The organism is Brevibacterium aurantiacum (assembly GCF_003932995.1).
Classification (GTDB): domain Bacteria; phylum Actinomycetota; class Actinomycetes; order Actinomycetales; family Brevibacteriaceae; genus Brevibacterium; species Brevibacterium aurantiacum.
The window spans coordinates 191,133-204,413 of sequence record NZ_CP025333.1; the positions used below are offsets into that span (position 1 = coordinate 191,133).

Consider the following 13,281-nt stretch of genomic DNA (forward strand, 5'->3'; position numbering starts at 1 on the left):
ACGATGACCAACGAACCTTCCATCAACGTCGACCACGACGAGGCCGGTGCCAACATCGAACACGGCGACCACGAAAACGCCTATTCGGGCCTGCTCGTCAACGACGCGCACTGGGCCTTCGGCACCGACTTCGAAGACCCCCTGGCCGGCGTCGACACCACCGTGCCCGAGGGTGTCGACCCGAAGGACCTCGCCGCCTACTGCCTCATGCTCGGCGACGACGCCCTCGTCTTCTCCCAGCGGATCTCCGAATGGTGCTCCAACGCGCCTGACCTCGAAGAGGACATCGCGCTGGCCAACATCGCCCTCGACCTGCTCGGCCAGTCCCGGCTCCTGCTCGCCCGCACGGCGGCAGCCGATCCGAGTCTCGTGCCCGAGCTGCCCGAAGGCTCCCCGGTTCCCGATGAGGACCGCCTCGCGTACTTCCGCGAGGACCTGCAGTTCCGCAACGTCCGCCTCGCCGAGGTGCCCAACGGTGACTTCGCCGAGGCGGTCGCGAAGATCCTCATCTACTCCACCTGGCGCCTGGCGATCTTCGAACGCCTCCAGGCCAGCCGCGACTCCGTGCTCTCGGCCATCGCGGTCAAGGGCGTCAAGGAGATGTCCTATCACCGCGACTTCGCAGGCCGCTGGGTCCTCACCCTGGCCCGCGGAACGGAAGAGTCGAAGGCTCGCCTCCTGAAGGCACTTGATGGACTCTGGCCACTGTGGAACGAACTCTTCGAGACCCACCCGATCGAAGCCTCGGTGGCGGCCGCCGGAATCGGTGTCGATCCCGCCGAGGTGGCCGATGAGGCCGGAGTCATCCTCGACCAGGTCTTCGCCGCCGCCGGCATCGACCGCCCCGAACGGGGCACGCTGGCCGGAGTGCGAGGACAGAAGGGCCGCGACGGACTGCACACCGAAGCACTGTCGAAGATGCTCGCCGACATGCAGGTCGTCGCCCGCCAGTACCCGAAAGGACAATGGTGACCGCAACACTCGAGACCCGGATGTCCGCCACCCAGAACACCACCGACGCCGAGGCGCTCGATCGTGCTCGCGCAGCCGCAGCTCGCGTAACCGACCCGGAGATGCCGATGCTCACGCTCGTCGACCTCGGCGTGCTTCGTGGTGTCACGATTGAGGACGACCACGTCGTCACGACCATCACACCCACCTACTCGGGATGCCCGGCGATGGCGACGATGCGCGATGACCTGCAGCGCGAACTCCAGGACGCTGGCTTCCCCGACGCCGAGGTGCGGGTGTCCCTGACGCCGGCCTGGACCAGTGACTGGATCACCGAGGAAGGGCGGCAGGCACTCAAGGGCGCCGGCATCTCCCCACCCGGGCAGGCACCCCGGCACACGGGGCCAGTGGCACTGACCCTGATGCCCACGAAGCGGGCACTGGTCTGCACCCTGTGCGGATCGGCGAATGTGAAGCTGTCCTCGGAATTCGGGCCGACTGCGTGCAAGGCCATGTACCAGTGCAACGACTGCCTCGAACCGTTCGAACACGTGAAGGAGATCTGAGATGACCGAGACGATCAATCAGAGCGCCGAGGCGGCTTCCCCGACCCAGCCGACCGACGGCACCCAGCCGACCGACCCGGCCGTCAAGGGCGAGGGCGCCTCCCGGTCGAGCTTCTACCCGCTGACCGTGAAGTCTGTCGACCACCTCACCGACGACTCGGCGGCAGTGACCTTCGACGTCCCGGACGAGTACGCCGAGCTCTTCGACTTCGCCGCCGGGCAGTCCCTGACTCTGCGTCGGATGATCGACGGGGCAGAGCACCGCCGCTCCTACTCCATCTGCTCCCCGGCAGGAACCGATCCGCGCATCGGCGTCCGCGAGATCCCCGAGGGGCTCTTCTCCCAGTGGCTCGTGCATGATGTCCGCGCTGGTGAGACCATCGAGGTTCAACCGCCCAGTGGCAGCTTCCAGGCCGATCCGGACGTCGGCGGACGGCACCTGTGCATCGCCGCAGGCTCCGGCATCACCCCGATGCTCTCGATCGCGACAACCGTGCTGTCCAACCCGGATGCCTCAGTCACTCTGCTCTACGGCAACCGGAACACGAACACCGTGATGTTCGCCGAGGAGCTCGCGGACCTCAAGGACGCCCGCAACCAGCAGCTCGACCTCATCCACGTCCTCTCCCGCGAACCCCGCGAAGTCGAACTCTTCTCCGGCCGACTCGACGAGGACAAGCTGCGCCAGCTTCTGTCGAACCTGGTGCCCATCGGCGACATGGATCATGTGTGGCTGTGCGGGCCCTTCGGCATGCTCAACGACGCCCGCAAGGTCCTCGACGAATTCGACGTGCCCAAGGACAAGGTCCACTTCGAACTCTTCTACGTCGACGAACCGCCACCGGAGGTCGTCCACGCCGACAAGGTGCTCGAAGGTGCCACCAGCGACGTTACGATCGTCCTCGACGGACGACGGACCACCTCGGCGATGTCGCAGGGCAAGACGATCCTCGACTCAGCACAGGAATCGCGGACCGACCTGCCCTTCGCCTGCAAGGGCGGCGTCTGCGGGACCTGCCGCGCCAAGATCTGCGGCGGCGAAGTCGACATGGTGCGCAACTACGCCCTCGAAGACGCCGAGGTGGAGGCGAACTTCGTCCTCACCTGCCAGACCTTCCCCGTCAGCGACGAGGTCACGGTCGACTACGACTCATAGTCACGGTCGAATGCGACTCGTGATCGTCGAGACTTCCGAGCGTCTGGCGCTTTCGGTCGCTAGGCTTGAGAAGCGCCGACGCTGCACCACACATCACACCTGAGGAGACCCATGCCCGAGGCTTTCATCCTGGACGGACTGCGCACACCCATCGGCCGCTACGGGGGAGTCCTCGCAGATCAGCGCCCCGATGACCTGGTTGCGACCACGCTCAAGGCCGTTGTCGAACGGTCGGGAATCGACCCGTCCGACATCGACGAGGTGATCCTCGGCTCGGCGAATCAGGCCGGTGAGGACAACCGCAACGTCGCCCGCATGGCCGTGCTGCTGGCGGGTCTGCCCGAGTCCGTTCCTGGCTTCACCGTCAACCGCCTGTGTGCCTCCGGGCTGACCGCGATCACGACGGCTCGGCAGATGATCGCAGCTGGTGACGCCGATGTGGTTGTCGCCGGTGGCGTCGAGTCGATGACCCGCGCCCCCTGGGTGACCGAGAAGCCGCAGCGTCCGTGGGCGAAGCCGGGTAAGTCCTGGGACACCTCGATCGGCTGGCGCTTCACCAACCCCGCCTTCGGCGAGGACACGACCCTGTCGATGCCCCAGACCGCCGAACGCGTGGCCGAGAAATGGAAGCTGGGCCGCGAAGAGCTCGACGCCTTCGCCTACGCCTCACACCAGAAGGCACTCGCAGCGCAGGAAGCAGGCAAGTTCGATCCCGAGATCCTGCCCATCGGCGACGTCAGCGCCGATGAGGGACCACGCGCGGACACCACCGTGGAGAAGCTCGCCAAGCTGCGCGCGATCCACGGCCCCGGCGGCGTCATCACCGCCGGCAACTCCTCTTCCCTCAACGACGGTGCCGCGGTGACGATTCTCGTCAGCGAACGCTACGCCGAGAAGCACGGACTGAGCCCCCGAGCACGCGTCGTCACCGGTGCCAGTGCCGGCGTCGCCCCGGAGATCATGGGCATCGGCCCGGTCCCTGCCACCCGCAAGGCACTGGACCGTGTCGGCTGGTCCGTCGATCAGCTCGACGCCGTCGAACTCAACGAGGCCTTCGCCTCCCAGTCCCTGGCCTGCATCGGCGACCTGGGCCTGGACCCGGAGACCGTCAACGGCTTCGGCGGCGCGATCGCGTTGGGCCACCCGCTGGGCTGCTCGGGCGCACGCATCACCCTGACACTGCTCAACCGCCTCGAACAGGCCGATGCCAAACGCGGACTGGCGACGATGTGCGTCGGCGTCGGCCAAGGCTCGGCACTCCTGCTGGAGCGAGCATGAGCGCCGGCGGCGCCGAGGGCGCAGCGAGCAGCGCCGAGACCGCAGCGTCGAACTCCCCACTGCTCATCGAGCGCCACACCGATCGGGTCATCATCCGACTGAACCGGCCCGAGGTTCGCAACGCCATCGACCAGAACATGGCCGATGCCCTCCACGAGGTGTGTGCCGAACTCGAAGCCGATCCGAAGGTCGCCATCCTCACCGGTTCGAACGGCGTCTTCGCCGCCGGAGCCGATATCGGGCAGCTGCGCAATCGCGGCCGTGAGGAAGCCTTGGCCGGCATCAACTCGAAGGTCTTCACCCGTATCCAAGAACTGCCGATGCCCACCATCGCCCTGGTCGAAGGCTTTGCCCTGGGTGGAGGAGCGGAGCTCGCCTTCGCCTGTGACTTCCGCATCGGGACACCGACGACGAAGATCGGCAACCCAGAGGCCGGACTCGGCATCCTCGCCGCTGCCGGAGCCGCCTGGCGTCTGCGCGAACTCGTCGGAGAACCACGAGCCAAGGAGATTCTCCTGGCCGGCCGCACCCTCCAGGCCGACGAGGCGAAGTCGATCGGACTGCTCAACGACGTCGTCGACCCCGACGACCTCGAACTTGCCGGCGAGGCACTGGCCGACCGAATCGCCAGCTTCGCCCCATTGGCCGTGAGACTGAGCAAGTCCGCATTCCACGCACCCCGCGAGGCTCACCCGCTCATCGACAACCTCGCTCAGGCCGTGCTCTTCGAGACCGAGGAGAAGTACACCCGCATGGATGCGTTCCTCGCCAAACGAGAAGCCAAGAAGCGGAAGAAGGCTGAACAGGAAGGCACCGCAGAATGAGCGAGCAGACAGCACACGAACCCGACGCCGTACACACCCCGAACTCGGCAACGGACTCAGACAACGCAGCCAAGGTCCCGGAGACCGTCGGCGTCTACGGCGGCGGACGGATGGGTGCCGGCATCGCCCACGCATTCGCCAGCGCCGGAGCCCGCGTCATCATCATCGAGAACACCGATGAGACCGTGGCCGCAGCCAAGGAACGCGTCGACGCCTCGATCGAGAAGTCGAAGTCCAAGGGCCTCGAGGTCAGAGGAAGCGTCGAAGTCGTGCGCGACCCCACGCTGCTCGATCAGGCACTGCTCGTCGTCGAAGCAGTCCCGGAGATCGTCGAACTCAAGCAGGAGATCCTGGCCGCCATTGCGAAGTACGCGCCGGCTGCGAGCATCGCCACGAACACCTCGGCCCTGTCCATCGATGAGCTCGCGGTTGCACTGCCCAGGCCCCAGGCCCTCATCGGACTCCACTTCTTCAACCCGGTCCCGGTCTCAGCCCTCGTCGAGGTCGTCGTCGGCACCCACACCCAGCCTGCGCTTGTCGATGTGGCGAAGTCCTGGGTCGCAGGTCTGGGGAAGACGGCGATCACGGTCAAGGACTCACCCGGATTCGCCTCCAGCCGCCTCGGCGTGGCCCTGGCCCTGGAAGCCATGCGGATGGTCGAGGAGGAGGTGGCCAGCGCCGAGGACATCGACAATGCGATGACCCTGGGCTACCGCCACCCAGCCGGACCGCTGAAGACCACGGACATCGTCGGCCTCGACGTCCGCCTCGGCATCGCCGAACATCTCGAGGCAGAGCTGGGGCCCAGCTTCGCGCCGCCTCAGCTGCTGAAGGACAAGGTCGCTGCGGGCCAATTGGGTCGCAAATCCGGCCAGGGATTCTATACTTGGTGACCAGGCAGGCATCAAGCCTGCTTGTCGTACTGTCAGCTGCAACACCGTCATCTGCAAGGGAGCACACGTGACCGAGATCCGACTGTCCAACCGGGGAAACATCGCCGAGATCGTCCTCGACGGCCCCGATTCCCGCAATGCCCTCGACGCGGATAACCTCCGTGACCTAGCGGCGGCGGTGGCCAAGGTCGCCGAGGCGGTCCCGAACGTCCGTGCCCTGCTGATCAGGGGAGAGGGCAAGGTCTTCAGCTCCGGTCGTGACATCTCGGCCGTCGACGTCGAGACCGATGACGCCCACGCCTTCCTCGCCGAGGTCTTCACGCCTGTATTCCAGGCCATCCGCGCCCTGCCGATCCCCGTGATCTCGCAGGTCCAGGGGGCTGCGCTGGGCTTGGGCTTCGGGGTCGCGGCAGCCGCGGACATCATCTTCGCCGCTGACAACGCGAAGTTCGGGTCGCCGTTCGCCGCGATCGGGGCGATGCTCGATTCCGGTGCCCACCACGTCTTCCTCGACCGGGTGGGATACCACCGGACAATGGATCTCATCATCACCGGTGACTTCATGACCGGCGCCGAGGCGGCAGCGGCGGGCATCGTGTCCCGCGCGGTCCCAGCTGAGGAACTGTCCGACTTCGTCGAGTCGAAGCTGGCGAAGATCGTGACCGGGCCGGCCGAGGCATTCGCGATGGAGAAGGGCTTCGTGCAGAAGCTCGCCGATGATCGCCCGACCCTGGCGCAGGTGCTTGCCGAGGAGGCCAATCTCCAGGAGACCGCGCGTCAGACCCCGGACTATGCCGAAGGGTTCACAGCCTTCCAGGAGCGACGAGCACCGAACTTCGGCTGATCAGGCGTCGGGGCTGTTCCTGCGTTTGGGCTCTGCACCGAACGCTGTGATCACTCGGCGGGCTGGACCTCGTCCTCGACGACCCATTTGTGGTTTGTCATTGTCATTCCATCCATGTCGAGATCGACCATGTAGACGGTGTCCTCGGTCGAGCTGTCGATCGTTGCTTCGGCGCCTTTCATTCCGGGCATGTGGTCTGCGTTGAGAGTCACCTTCGTTCCGTCCTTGAGGGGAGCCTTGCCGGGGCTCTCCAGTTCTTCGTGGACGACCCACTTGTGGTCCTTGACCGGAGCGCTGCCATCGGTGGGCGTGTAGCTGACCGAATACGTCGTGGTCTCGAAGGCGCCCGAGATCGTCGCCTTCGCCCCTTTCATTCCGGGCATATGGTCAGCGGTGAGAGTGACCTCGTCTCCGACGGCGTATGTGGGGTCGGATGCCTCTTCGATGCCTGTGGGCGGCTGGCCGCCGTCCGCGGCGTGCTCATGGTTCTCGCTGTGGTCTTCACTCGATGCCGTCTCGGACGGTGTCTCATGCTGTGAGTGCTGAGTGGCCTCGTCGCCTTCGGAGCTGGCGCATCCCGACAGCAGCAGCGCTGATGCGGCGGCAACCGCGGCGATGGTCGTCAAAGATTTGGACGTCTTCATATCTCTCCCGGGGTATCCGTGGCACTGGCGGTCCGATCGCGGGCTGCGCGAAGGCACCCGATGCCGACGCTATACCTAGAGGGGGTATAGTTGTCAACGTGATTGGTACAGAGACGAAGGGCGTAGTGAACCTGAGGCGAGGGGTCGCCATAGCGGCTCTGACCTTGGTGTTGGCGGGCTGTGGAGCCGCGGAATCGAGCTCCGGGTCGGGGAGTGATCCGATGTCGACGGAGGAGTTCCTCTCCGAGCACGGCTTGGGTGGCATGGACGCCGTTGAAGTCATCGACCACCTCGACCAGCAGGCGGTGGATGATCGCCCGAGTGATCTCATGGCATCGGTCTACCCCGACGAGGTGGTGCTGGCCGGTGAAGCGCAAGAGGTGACTTTAGATCTGCCGGAGGAGAAGTCGTACGTGTCGATTGCTCCGTATGTGAGTACCACCCACGACTGCTTCTATCACAGTCTGACAACCTGTCGTGGGGAGCTGGCCAACGAGAAGCTTGACGTGCAGATCACTGACAGCGCCACCGGTGATCGTGTCATCGACGACCAGGTGACCACGTTCGACAATGGCTTCGCTGGCTTCTGGGTTCCGAGCGACTTCGAAGGAACTATCGACATCACTCACGAGGGGAAGTTCGGTTCTGTTGGCTTCTCGACTGCAGAAGACGCCGCGACCTGCATCACCGACCTGCGGCTCTCCTGATGTGAAGCCCTGGAGACCAGGGCCTGATCAGCTCTCGGGCTTTTCCTCAGGCTTGCTCTCGATCTCGGGGCGCTGCTCGACCTCGGTCTTCTGACCTTTAACCTGGTATCCATCTTCGGTCTCTGGTGTCGTCGAGTCTTTCTGCTCTGACTTCCAGCGGCGGAAGGTGAGGATCGTCAGCACGATGACCAGGGCCCACGAGATGCCGACGGCGGTGCCCGTGACGATGCCGGGATTGCCGATGAAGGCGCCGACCGCGACTAGGGACAGCTGACCCGGCAGGGCCGAGATCACAGTGGCGATGAGGAATGTGCGGCTCTTGATCCCCATTGCCCCGCTGCCGTAGTTCACCGGCCAGTAGGGAAAGCCCGGCATGAGGCGAAGGATGCACACCGCATAGAACCCGCCGTTGGTCAGTCGTGATTCGATCGCCGCTGCGTGATTGCCCAAGAGCTTCATCACGGTGTCGCGGCCTAGTCCGCGTGCGACCCAGTAGCCGCCGACGCAGCCGGCCACGACTCCGATCATCGACAGGATCGTGCCGAAGATGAGGCCGAAGGCAAGACCACCGGCCACGGCCATGATGGTCACCGGGATCGGCGTGGCCGCGACGAGCGCATAGAGGATGATGAAGATGCCGAATCCCCAGAAGCCGGCATCGGCGATCTGCTTCTGAATGCCGTCGAGTGAGGGCAGGTGCACGTTGAAGACCAGCCACAATCCGGCGAGCACCGCCAGCGCCAATGCCACATTGCGCAGGATCGATCCCCAGGGCACCTTGGATGTGCCGTGAGAGCCCGGGTTCAGTGCGGGGTTCTCGTCGTTCGGCATGACTCGATCCTACTTCCCCACAAGCTCAGACAGCGCATCGAGCACACGCCGCTGGCCTCAGGCTGCCGGTGTCGACGGTGGTCGAGTCGATCGCGGAGGCGTTGAAGCAGATCACCGAGGAGGCGCCCCATATTGCGGACTCACCTACGCCATGACCGGTAGGAGACCGGCTCCGATTGGGATGGTTCTGATCAGAGTGCTCAGGCGAAACTGACGACGATTGAGCTGTGCCTGCGTAGCCGAGCCGGATCGAATTGCACGCGACAGGCATCGCCTACTTTCACTGGTGTGCCCGAATGTTGTGTTCTGACAATGTGCCAGCGTCGACGTCCTGCGTCATCGATGAATGACACGGTGACCTTGTGTTTGAGCATGTCCATCTCTTTGACGAGCTGAACGTTCGTCACAGTTGCCGGCACCGGGCGAAAGGTGGAACGGACCCGCAACTGTTCACGTTCACGGTGGCGCAGCAATCGGGAGATTCCCGCCGGAATGCACAGGATGGCGATGCTGAGGACCATCATCAGCAGCCACCAGATGGGGAATTCCCGCAGAGCAATCAACGAGGCGGACCAACCTGCGGCCAGGCCGAGGCACAGGGTCCCGACGAGGCGAAGGAAGGCCCAGCCAGCCAAATCCCCGCGTACTTTTGCAGTGGCGAAGTCGATGAGCATTGTGCCGAAACCGAGGACGAATGTGCTGGCTTGGAGAATGGGCAGAGCCGGGACGCGGTCTGCAGCACTTCCACCTGTGCCCGACCCCGCGTCGACTGCTGCCCACCCGGTGAGGAACGCGAAGAAGACGACTAGACACCATAAGGCAATGGAAACGACCCTGACCTTGGATTTCTGGTGGAAGAATCCGAGGGCAGGGTCGTTGAGGCTCATGGTCTGAGATTAGCCCGGTTCCAGGATCCTTAACCGGTGAAGATCGCGACGGCCTTGATCACGGTCAGCGACAGGCCCCAGAGGAGGCCGCCGACTACGACGACGGTCAGGGTTGAACCAACTGCCTTGTAGGCGCCGCCGACAGGTGACTGAGGGGAGCCCTCGGGCGGGACGTGTGCTGTGGGTGTGGAATTGCTCATGATGTCCTTCCCTGCTTTCAGTTGTCGTCTTAGAGGGCGGCGGCCTGCTTGGCCTTGACGTCCTCGCGTTCGAAGAATCGTTCGCTGACCGGGCGGACCAGGACGTTGGCGATGAAGCCGACGACCAGCGCGCCGACCATGATGTACATCCCCGGCGTGTAGAGTTCAGGCCCCGTCTTGCCGGCCTCGACGACGGAGTTGACGATGAGCGGACCGGCCACGCCGGCTGCCGACCAAGCGGTGAGCAGCGCACCGTGGATGGCGCCGACCTGGTAGACGCCGAAGAGGTCCTTGAGGTATGCGGGAACGGTGGAGAATCCGCCGCCGTAGAAGGAGATGATGATGAGGGTGGCGAGCACGAAGAGGATGATCGACCCGCCGCCGAAGAGCGCGACGAGTAGGTAGAGGATCGCACCGACGCCGAGGTACATCATGTAGTTGTTCTTCCGCCCCAGGTAGTCCGACGTCGTCGACCAGATGAAGCGTCCGCCCATGTTGCCGATCGAGAGCAGACCGACGAAGCCGGCTGCCGCGGCGGCGGTGATGCCGAAATAGGACTGGATCATCGGGGCGGCGTTCTCGAGAATGCCGATGCCCGCGGTGACATTGAGGAACAGGACGCCCCACAGCAGCCAGAACTGCGGAGTGCGAATGGCGTTGCGCACGGAGACGTTGCCCTTCGTCTGCATCGGCTTGGCCTCCACCTTCGACGGGTCGAAGCCCTTCGGGGTCCACTCGGGGTGGGGGACGCGGATGACGAAGGCGCCGGCGGCGATGACCACGGTGTAGACGATGCCGAGGGTGACGAAGGTCGGGGTCAGTCCGGCGACGAGGTGCTCCGGTTCGGCACCGCCGCCGTAGAGGCTCATCAGCTGGTTCGACATTGGGCTGGCGATGAGTGCGCCGCCGCCGAAGCCCATGATGGCCAGCCCTGTTGCCAGGCCCGGACGGTCCGGGAACCATTTCATCAGCGTCGAGACCGGGGAGATGTAGCCGATGCCCAGACCGATTCCGCCGATGACTCCGTAACCGAGGTAGACCAACCACAGCTGACCGGCCACGATGCCCAATGAGGCGATGAAGAAGCCGACGACCCAACAGGTTCCGGCAGCGACCATCGAGGCGCGAGGGCCGTTCTTCTCCACCCAGGGGCCGAAGATGGCAGAGGAGATGCCGAGCATGAGAATGGCGATCGAGAAGATCCAGCCGATCGAGACCTCACCGGCATCGAAGTGCGACATGAAGGGGATCTTGAAGACGCTGAACGCGTAGACCTGCCCGATGCACAGGTGGATCGCCAGCGCTGCCGGTGGAATCAGCCACCGATTGAAGTTCTTCGGCGCGACGATCGCCGAACGCGTGAGGACGGAAGCCATGGAGGGATCCTTCGATTGGTGTGCTCTGCGTGCGGCCATCAACGGCCGGACGTGCTGTGAGGACGAGCGTGTCAGAACGACACGTTTCTGTTCTTCTACAGATTAGAGCGCACGCAAGGATTTCGCGAGAAATTCTCAGAAATTCCCCAAGTTTGGGACTCGGGGCGGGCCGTCACCTCTCAGAGGTTGACGGCCAGCACTCAGAGGTTGATCGTGACGTCGCCCTGCTTGCGAAGCTTCTTGGCGAACTCCTGGGTCGCCTCGGTCGACTTCTGGCTCTTCACCTGCTCCTCGAGCTGCGGGCGCATCTCCTCAAGTGAAGGAACTTCCTGGGCCTGCTGACCACTCTGCTGGGCCATCTGCTCCTGCTGAGTCTTCGCCTGCTGGTAGGCCTGTCCGATGTCTTCGCCGCTGGCCTTGAACTCGCCGTACTCATCCTTGATGAGTCCTTCGATCGCCAGCTGGGTCTTCAGCTCAGCATGGACCTTCTTCTCGTCCATGCCCTGCTTCTTCATGGCGGCGAGGAAGTCCTTCTTACCCATCTGGCTGGACTTCGCGGACTCTTCGAGACCCTTGTCGACGTCCTTGTCCGAGACCTTGATGTCGCGTTTTTCGGCTTCCTGGCTGAGAAGCTCGGTGCTCACCAGGTTCTCAGCGGTCTGCGTCTTGAGCTGCTTCTCATCGACCTGCTGACCCGACTGCTGTGACTGCATCTGCATCTGCTGATACTGGGTCTCGTAGAGGGGGACGAAGTCATCCTTCGTGATCTTCTCCCCATTGACCTCGGCGACGACCTTGGGGATGCCATCGGTGTTCGGCTTTCCGCTCTGGTCCTGGCCCTGGCCGGACGCGTCGCTGCCAGCCTCCTGCTTCGCCGAGGCGGATGTCTCCTGGGCCGTCGGCTCTTCTTCGGCTGAGCCGCAGGCAGCCAGTGATCCCACTGCTGTCGCGACGACGAGGCCCAATAGCCATTTGCTCTTCTGCACACTCACTCCTGCTTTCGGCATCAGCCCGCCAGGCTAACAGGTTGACGTCCTCGGAGCCTGAGTGGACCTTGACCGTCGCTTGGCAAGACGGGGACACTGGGAGGACTCGAGGGGCGAAGGAGCCCGATCATGACTGCACGATTCAGAGGAGTCTTCCTGACCTGTCAGGACAGCGTGAGAACTGCGGCATTCTACCGAGATCTGGCCGGTGTGCCGCTTGAGGAGGCAGGCAACGACGAGTGCACCTACTATGTGCTCGAGATTGACGGAATCCAGATCGCCCTCCACGATGCTCAAGCCTTCGCCGACTACAGCTTTCCACCGAACAGCGAGTCGAACCTCACTCATCTGTATTTCCGCATCGAGGATCAGCAGGCCTTCCTCGAGGATGTCAGAAGCCTCGGCGCACCGCTGGTCGACGTTGATGACGTTGTCGTCACCGTTCAAGACCCCGACGGTCGGAAGGTCATGTTCGGCACTGCCTGAACGGTGCCCGAGGGTCGAGGAGGCTGGGCTCAGCCCTTCGGCGCGTAGGCCGAGTAGACGACTCCGCTGGGGAAGGGCCTCGAGTCGAGGAGCTGCAGTTGCGGCCGGGCGTCATCAGGGAAGAAGGGCCGTCCGCGACCCTGCCACACGGGATAGGTGAACATTCGGAACTCATCGACCACCTCGGCGGTGATGAGCGCATGTGCCAAGGTGATGCTGCCGGTGACGATGACATCGCGCCCGGGCTCATCGCGCAGAGCGACGACGGCTTCGACGGGGTCGCCGCTGATGATGCTCGTGTTCTCCCACCCCGGGTCGCCGGTCAGCGTGGTTGAGACGACGCGCTTGTCGACCTGATTGAGATGATCGGCGACCCCGGTGACGTCATCGGTCTGAAACGGCCAGTAGCCGCGGAAATCCTCGAAGGTCTGCCGCCCGAGCAGCAGCACATCCTCATTGGCAGACTTCCGCATCAGCTCGGCGGACAGCTCCTCGTCCTGAGCCTGCGGGTCGAACCAGTCATCGAGGATCTCGGCTCGGCCGTCGAGAGTCATGTTCTGGGTGATGATGATGCGCACGGAGGGCTCCTCGTCGAGTGGTGGCGTCACCGACCACGGTACGCACGGCGAGCCCCGCCGTCCATGGCCAGGCT

Annotated in this window: 15 protein-coding genes and 1 pseudogene; 9 read left to right on the plus strand and 7 right to left on the minus strand. The window is 64.2% G+C overall.

Annotated elements, in window-relative coordinates; translation table 11 throughout:
• The first annotated feature begins 3 nt into the window (after positions 1-3).
• The 7 genes from paaC (at position 4) to CXR25_RS00905 (ending at position 6,512) form a co-directional block, all read left to right on the plus strand.
• Entirely contained in the window at positions 4-972 is a 969-nt protein-coding gene (gene paaC, locus CXR25_RS00875) for a 1,2-phenylacetyl-CoA epoxidase subunit PaaC (RefSeq protein WP_009882065.1), read from the plus strand.
• The gene (gene paaD / locus CXR25_RS00880) at positions 966-1,517 is read left to right on the plus strand and encodes a 1,2-phenylacetyl-CoA epoxidase subunit PaaD (RefSeq protein ID WP_236850584.1); all 552 of its coding nucleotides are present in this window, start codon (positions 966-968) and stop codon (positions 1,515-1,517) included. The genes paaC and paaD overlap by 7 nt, the downstream gene beginning before the upstream one ends.
• 1 nt (position 1,518) lies before the next feature.
• The gene (gene paaE / locus CXR25_RS00885; protein ID WP_205676731.1) at positions 1,519-2,673 is read left to right on the plus strand and encodes a 1,2-phenylacetyl-CoA epoxidase subunit PaaE; all 1,155 of its coding nucleotides are present in this window, start codon (positions 1,519-1,521) and stop codon (positions 2,671-2,673) included.
• A gap of 111 nt (positions 2,674-2,784) precedes the next feature.
• Positions 2,785-3,951 (plus strand): thiolase family protein, encoded by a 1,167-nt coding sequence (locus tag CXR25_RS00890; RefSeq protein ID WP_009882068.1) that lies wholly within the window; start codon positions 2,785-2,787, stop codon positions 3,949-3,951.
• Positions 3,948-4,775: an enoyl-CoA hydratase/isomerase family protein gene (locus CXR25_RS00895; RefSeq protein ID WP_069599191.1), complete on the plus strand. Its 828-nt coding sequence runs from the start codon at positions 3,948-3,950 to the stop codon at positions 4,773-4,775. Before CXR25_RS00890 ends, CXR25_RS00895 begins: the two co-directional genes overlap by 4 nt.
• Positions 4,772-5,668, plus strand: a complete 897-nt coding sequence (locus CXR25_RS00900; RefSeq protein ID WP_096157953.1) for a 3-hydroxyacyl-CoA dehydrogenase family protein — start codon at positions 4,772-4,774, stop codon at positions 5,666-5,668. Before CXR25_RS00895 ends, CXR25_RS00900 begins: the two co-directional genes overlap by 4 nt.
• A 67-nt stretch (positions 5,669-5,735) precedes the next feature.
• Positions 5,736-6,512, plus strand: coding sequence for an enoyl-CoA hydratase/isomerase family protein (locus CXR25_RS00905; RefSeq protein WP_009882071.1), 777 nt, complete (start codon positions 5,736-5,738; stop codon positions 6,510-6,512).
• A gap of 50 nt (positions 6,513-6,562) precedes the next feature.
• Here CXR25_RS00905 and CXR25_RS00910 read toward each other — a convergent pair whose 3' ends face one another.
• Positions 6,563-7,156 (minus strand): YdhK family protein, encoded by a 594-nt coding sequence (locus CXR25_RS00910; RefSeq protein WP_125240287.1) that lies wholly within the window; start codon positions 7,154-7,156, stop codon positions 6,563-6,565.
• A gap of 221 nt (positions 7,157-7,377) precedes the next feature.
• On the opposite strand from CXR25_RS00910, the gene CXR25_RS00915 reads away from it, so the two are divergent.
• Positions 7,378-7,863, plus strand: a complete 486-nt coding sequence (locus CXR25_RS00915) for a CueP family metal-binding protein (RefSeq protein WP_125187591.1) — start codon at positions 7,378-7,380, stop codon at positions 7,861-7,863.
• Positions 7,864-7,890: 27 nt separating this feature from the next.
• Here CXR25_RS00915 and CXR25_RS00920 read toward each other — a convergent pair whose 3' ends face one another.
• From CXR25_RS00920 to CXR25_RS00935, 5 genes and pseudogenes are all read right to left on the minus strand, one after another.
• A complete protein-coding gene (locus tag CXR25_RS00920) occupies positions 7,891-8,694 on the minus strand; it encodes a TVP38/TMEM64 family protein (protein WP_009882074.1) in 804 nt (267 codons plus the stop codon).
• Positions 8,695-8,894: 200 nt separating this feature from the next.
• Positions 8,895-9,581: a hypothetical protein gene (locus tag CXR25_RS00925; protein WP_009882075.1), complete on the minus strand. Its 687-nt coding sequence runs from the start codon at positions 9,579-9,581 to the stop codon at positions 8,895-8,897.
• A gap of 29 nt (positions 9,582-9,610) precedes the next feature.
• On the minus strand, positions 9,611-9,781 hold the full coding sequence (locus CXR25_RS18555; protein WP_009882076.1) for a hypothetical protein: 171 nt from the start codon (positions 9,779-9,781) through the stop codon (positions 9,611-9,613).
• Positions 9,782-9,831: 50 nt separating this feature from the next.
• Positions 9,832-11,157 (minus strand): annotated as a pseudogene (locus CXR25_RS00930) (L-lactate MFS transporter); the annotation flags it as partial.
• A gap of 200 nt (positions 11,158-11,357) precedes the next feature.
• The gene (locus CXR25_RS00935) at positions 11,358-12,164 is read right to left on the minus strand and encodes a SurA N-terminal domain-containing protein (RefSeq protein ID WP_241212360.1); all 807 of its coding nucleotides are present in this window, start codon (positions 12,162-12,164) and stop codon (positions 11,358-11,360) included.
• A 108-nt stretch (positions 12,165-12,272) separates the two neighbouring features.
• On the opposite strand from CXR25_RS00935, the gene CXR25_RS00940 reads away from it, so the two are divergent.
• Positions 12,273-12,629 carry a VOC family protein gene (locus CXR25_RS00940; protein ID WP_125240289.1) on the plus strand — a complete coding sequence of 119 codons (357 nt, stop codon included), beginning with the start codon at positions 12,273-12,275 and terminating at the stop codon, positions 12,627-12,629.
• A gap of 29 nt (positions 12,630-12,658) precedes the next feature.
• Here the strand turns inward: CXR25_RS00940 and CXR25_RS00945 are convergent, their stop codons facing one another.
• The gene (locus CXR25_RS00945; protein ID WP_096145776.1) at positions 12,659-13,207 is read right to left on the minus strand and encodes a dihydrofolate reductase family protein; all 549 of its coding nucleotides are present in this window, start codon (positions 13,205-13,207) and stop codon (positions 12,659-12,661) included.
• Positions 13,208-13,281 lie beyond the last annotated feature (74 nt).

Bases quoted from the DNA above. Each gene is read 5' to 3' on its own strand.
- CXR25_RS00895 (WP_069599191.1), top strand. From the start codon at position 3,948: ATGAGCGCCGGCGGCGCCGAGGGCGCAGCGAGCAGCGCCGAGACCGCA.
- paaD (WP_236850584.1), top strand. From the start codon at position 966: ATGGTGACCGCAACACTCGAGACCCGGATGTCCGCCACCCAGAACACC.
- CXR25_RS00920 (WP_009882074.1), bottom strand. From the start codon at position 8,694: ATGCCGAACGACGAGAACCCCGCACTGAACCCGGGCTCTCACGGCACA.
- CXR25_RS00940 (WP_125240289.1), top strand. From the start codon at position 12,273: ATGACTGCACGATTCAGAGGAGTCTTCCTGACCTGTCAGGACAGCGTG.
- CXR25_RS00910 (WP_125240287.1), bottom strand. From the start codon at position 7,156: ATGAAGACGTCCAAATCTTTGACGACCATCGCCGCGGTTGCCGCCGCA.
- CXR25_RS00935 (WP_241212360.1), bottom strand. From the start codon at position 12,164: ATGCCGAAAGCAGGAGTGAGTGTGCAGAAGAGCAAATGGCTATTGGGC.
- CXR25_RS00915 (WP_125187591.1), top strand. From the start codon at position 7,378: ATGTCGACGGAGGAGTTCCTCTCCGAGCACGGCTTGGGTGGCATGGAC.
- CXR25_RS00890 (WP_009882068.1), top strand. From the start codon at position 2,785: ATGCCCGAGGCTTTCATCCTGGACGGACTGCGCACACCCATCGGCCGC.
- paaC (WP_009882065.1), top strand. From the start codon at position 4: ATGACCAACGAACCTTCCATCAACGTCGACCACGACGAGGCCGGTGCC.
- CXR25_RS00925 (WP_009882075.1), bottom strand. From the start codon at position 9,581: ATGAGCCTCAACGACCCTGCCCTCGGATTCTTCCACCAGAAATCCAAG.
- CXR25_RS18555 (WP_009882076.1), bottom strand. From the start codon at position 9,781: ATGAGCAATTCCACACCCACAGCACACGTCCCGCCCGAGGGCTCCCCT.
- paaE (WP_205676731.1), top strand. From the start codon at position 1,519: ATGACCGAGACGATCAATCAGAGCGCCGAGGCGGCTTCCCCGACCCAG.
- CXR25_RS00900 (WP_096157953.1), top strand. From the start codon at position 4,772: ATGAGCGAGCAGACAGCACACGAACCCGACGCCGTACACACCCCGAAC.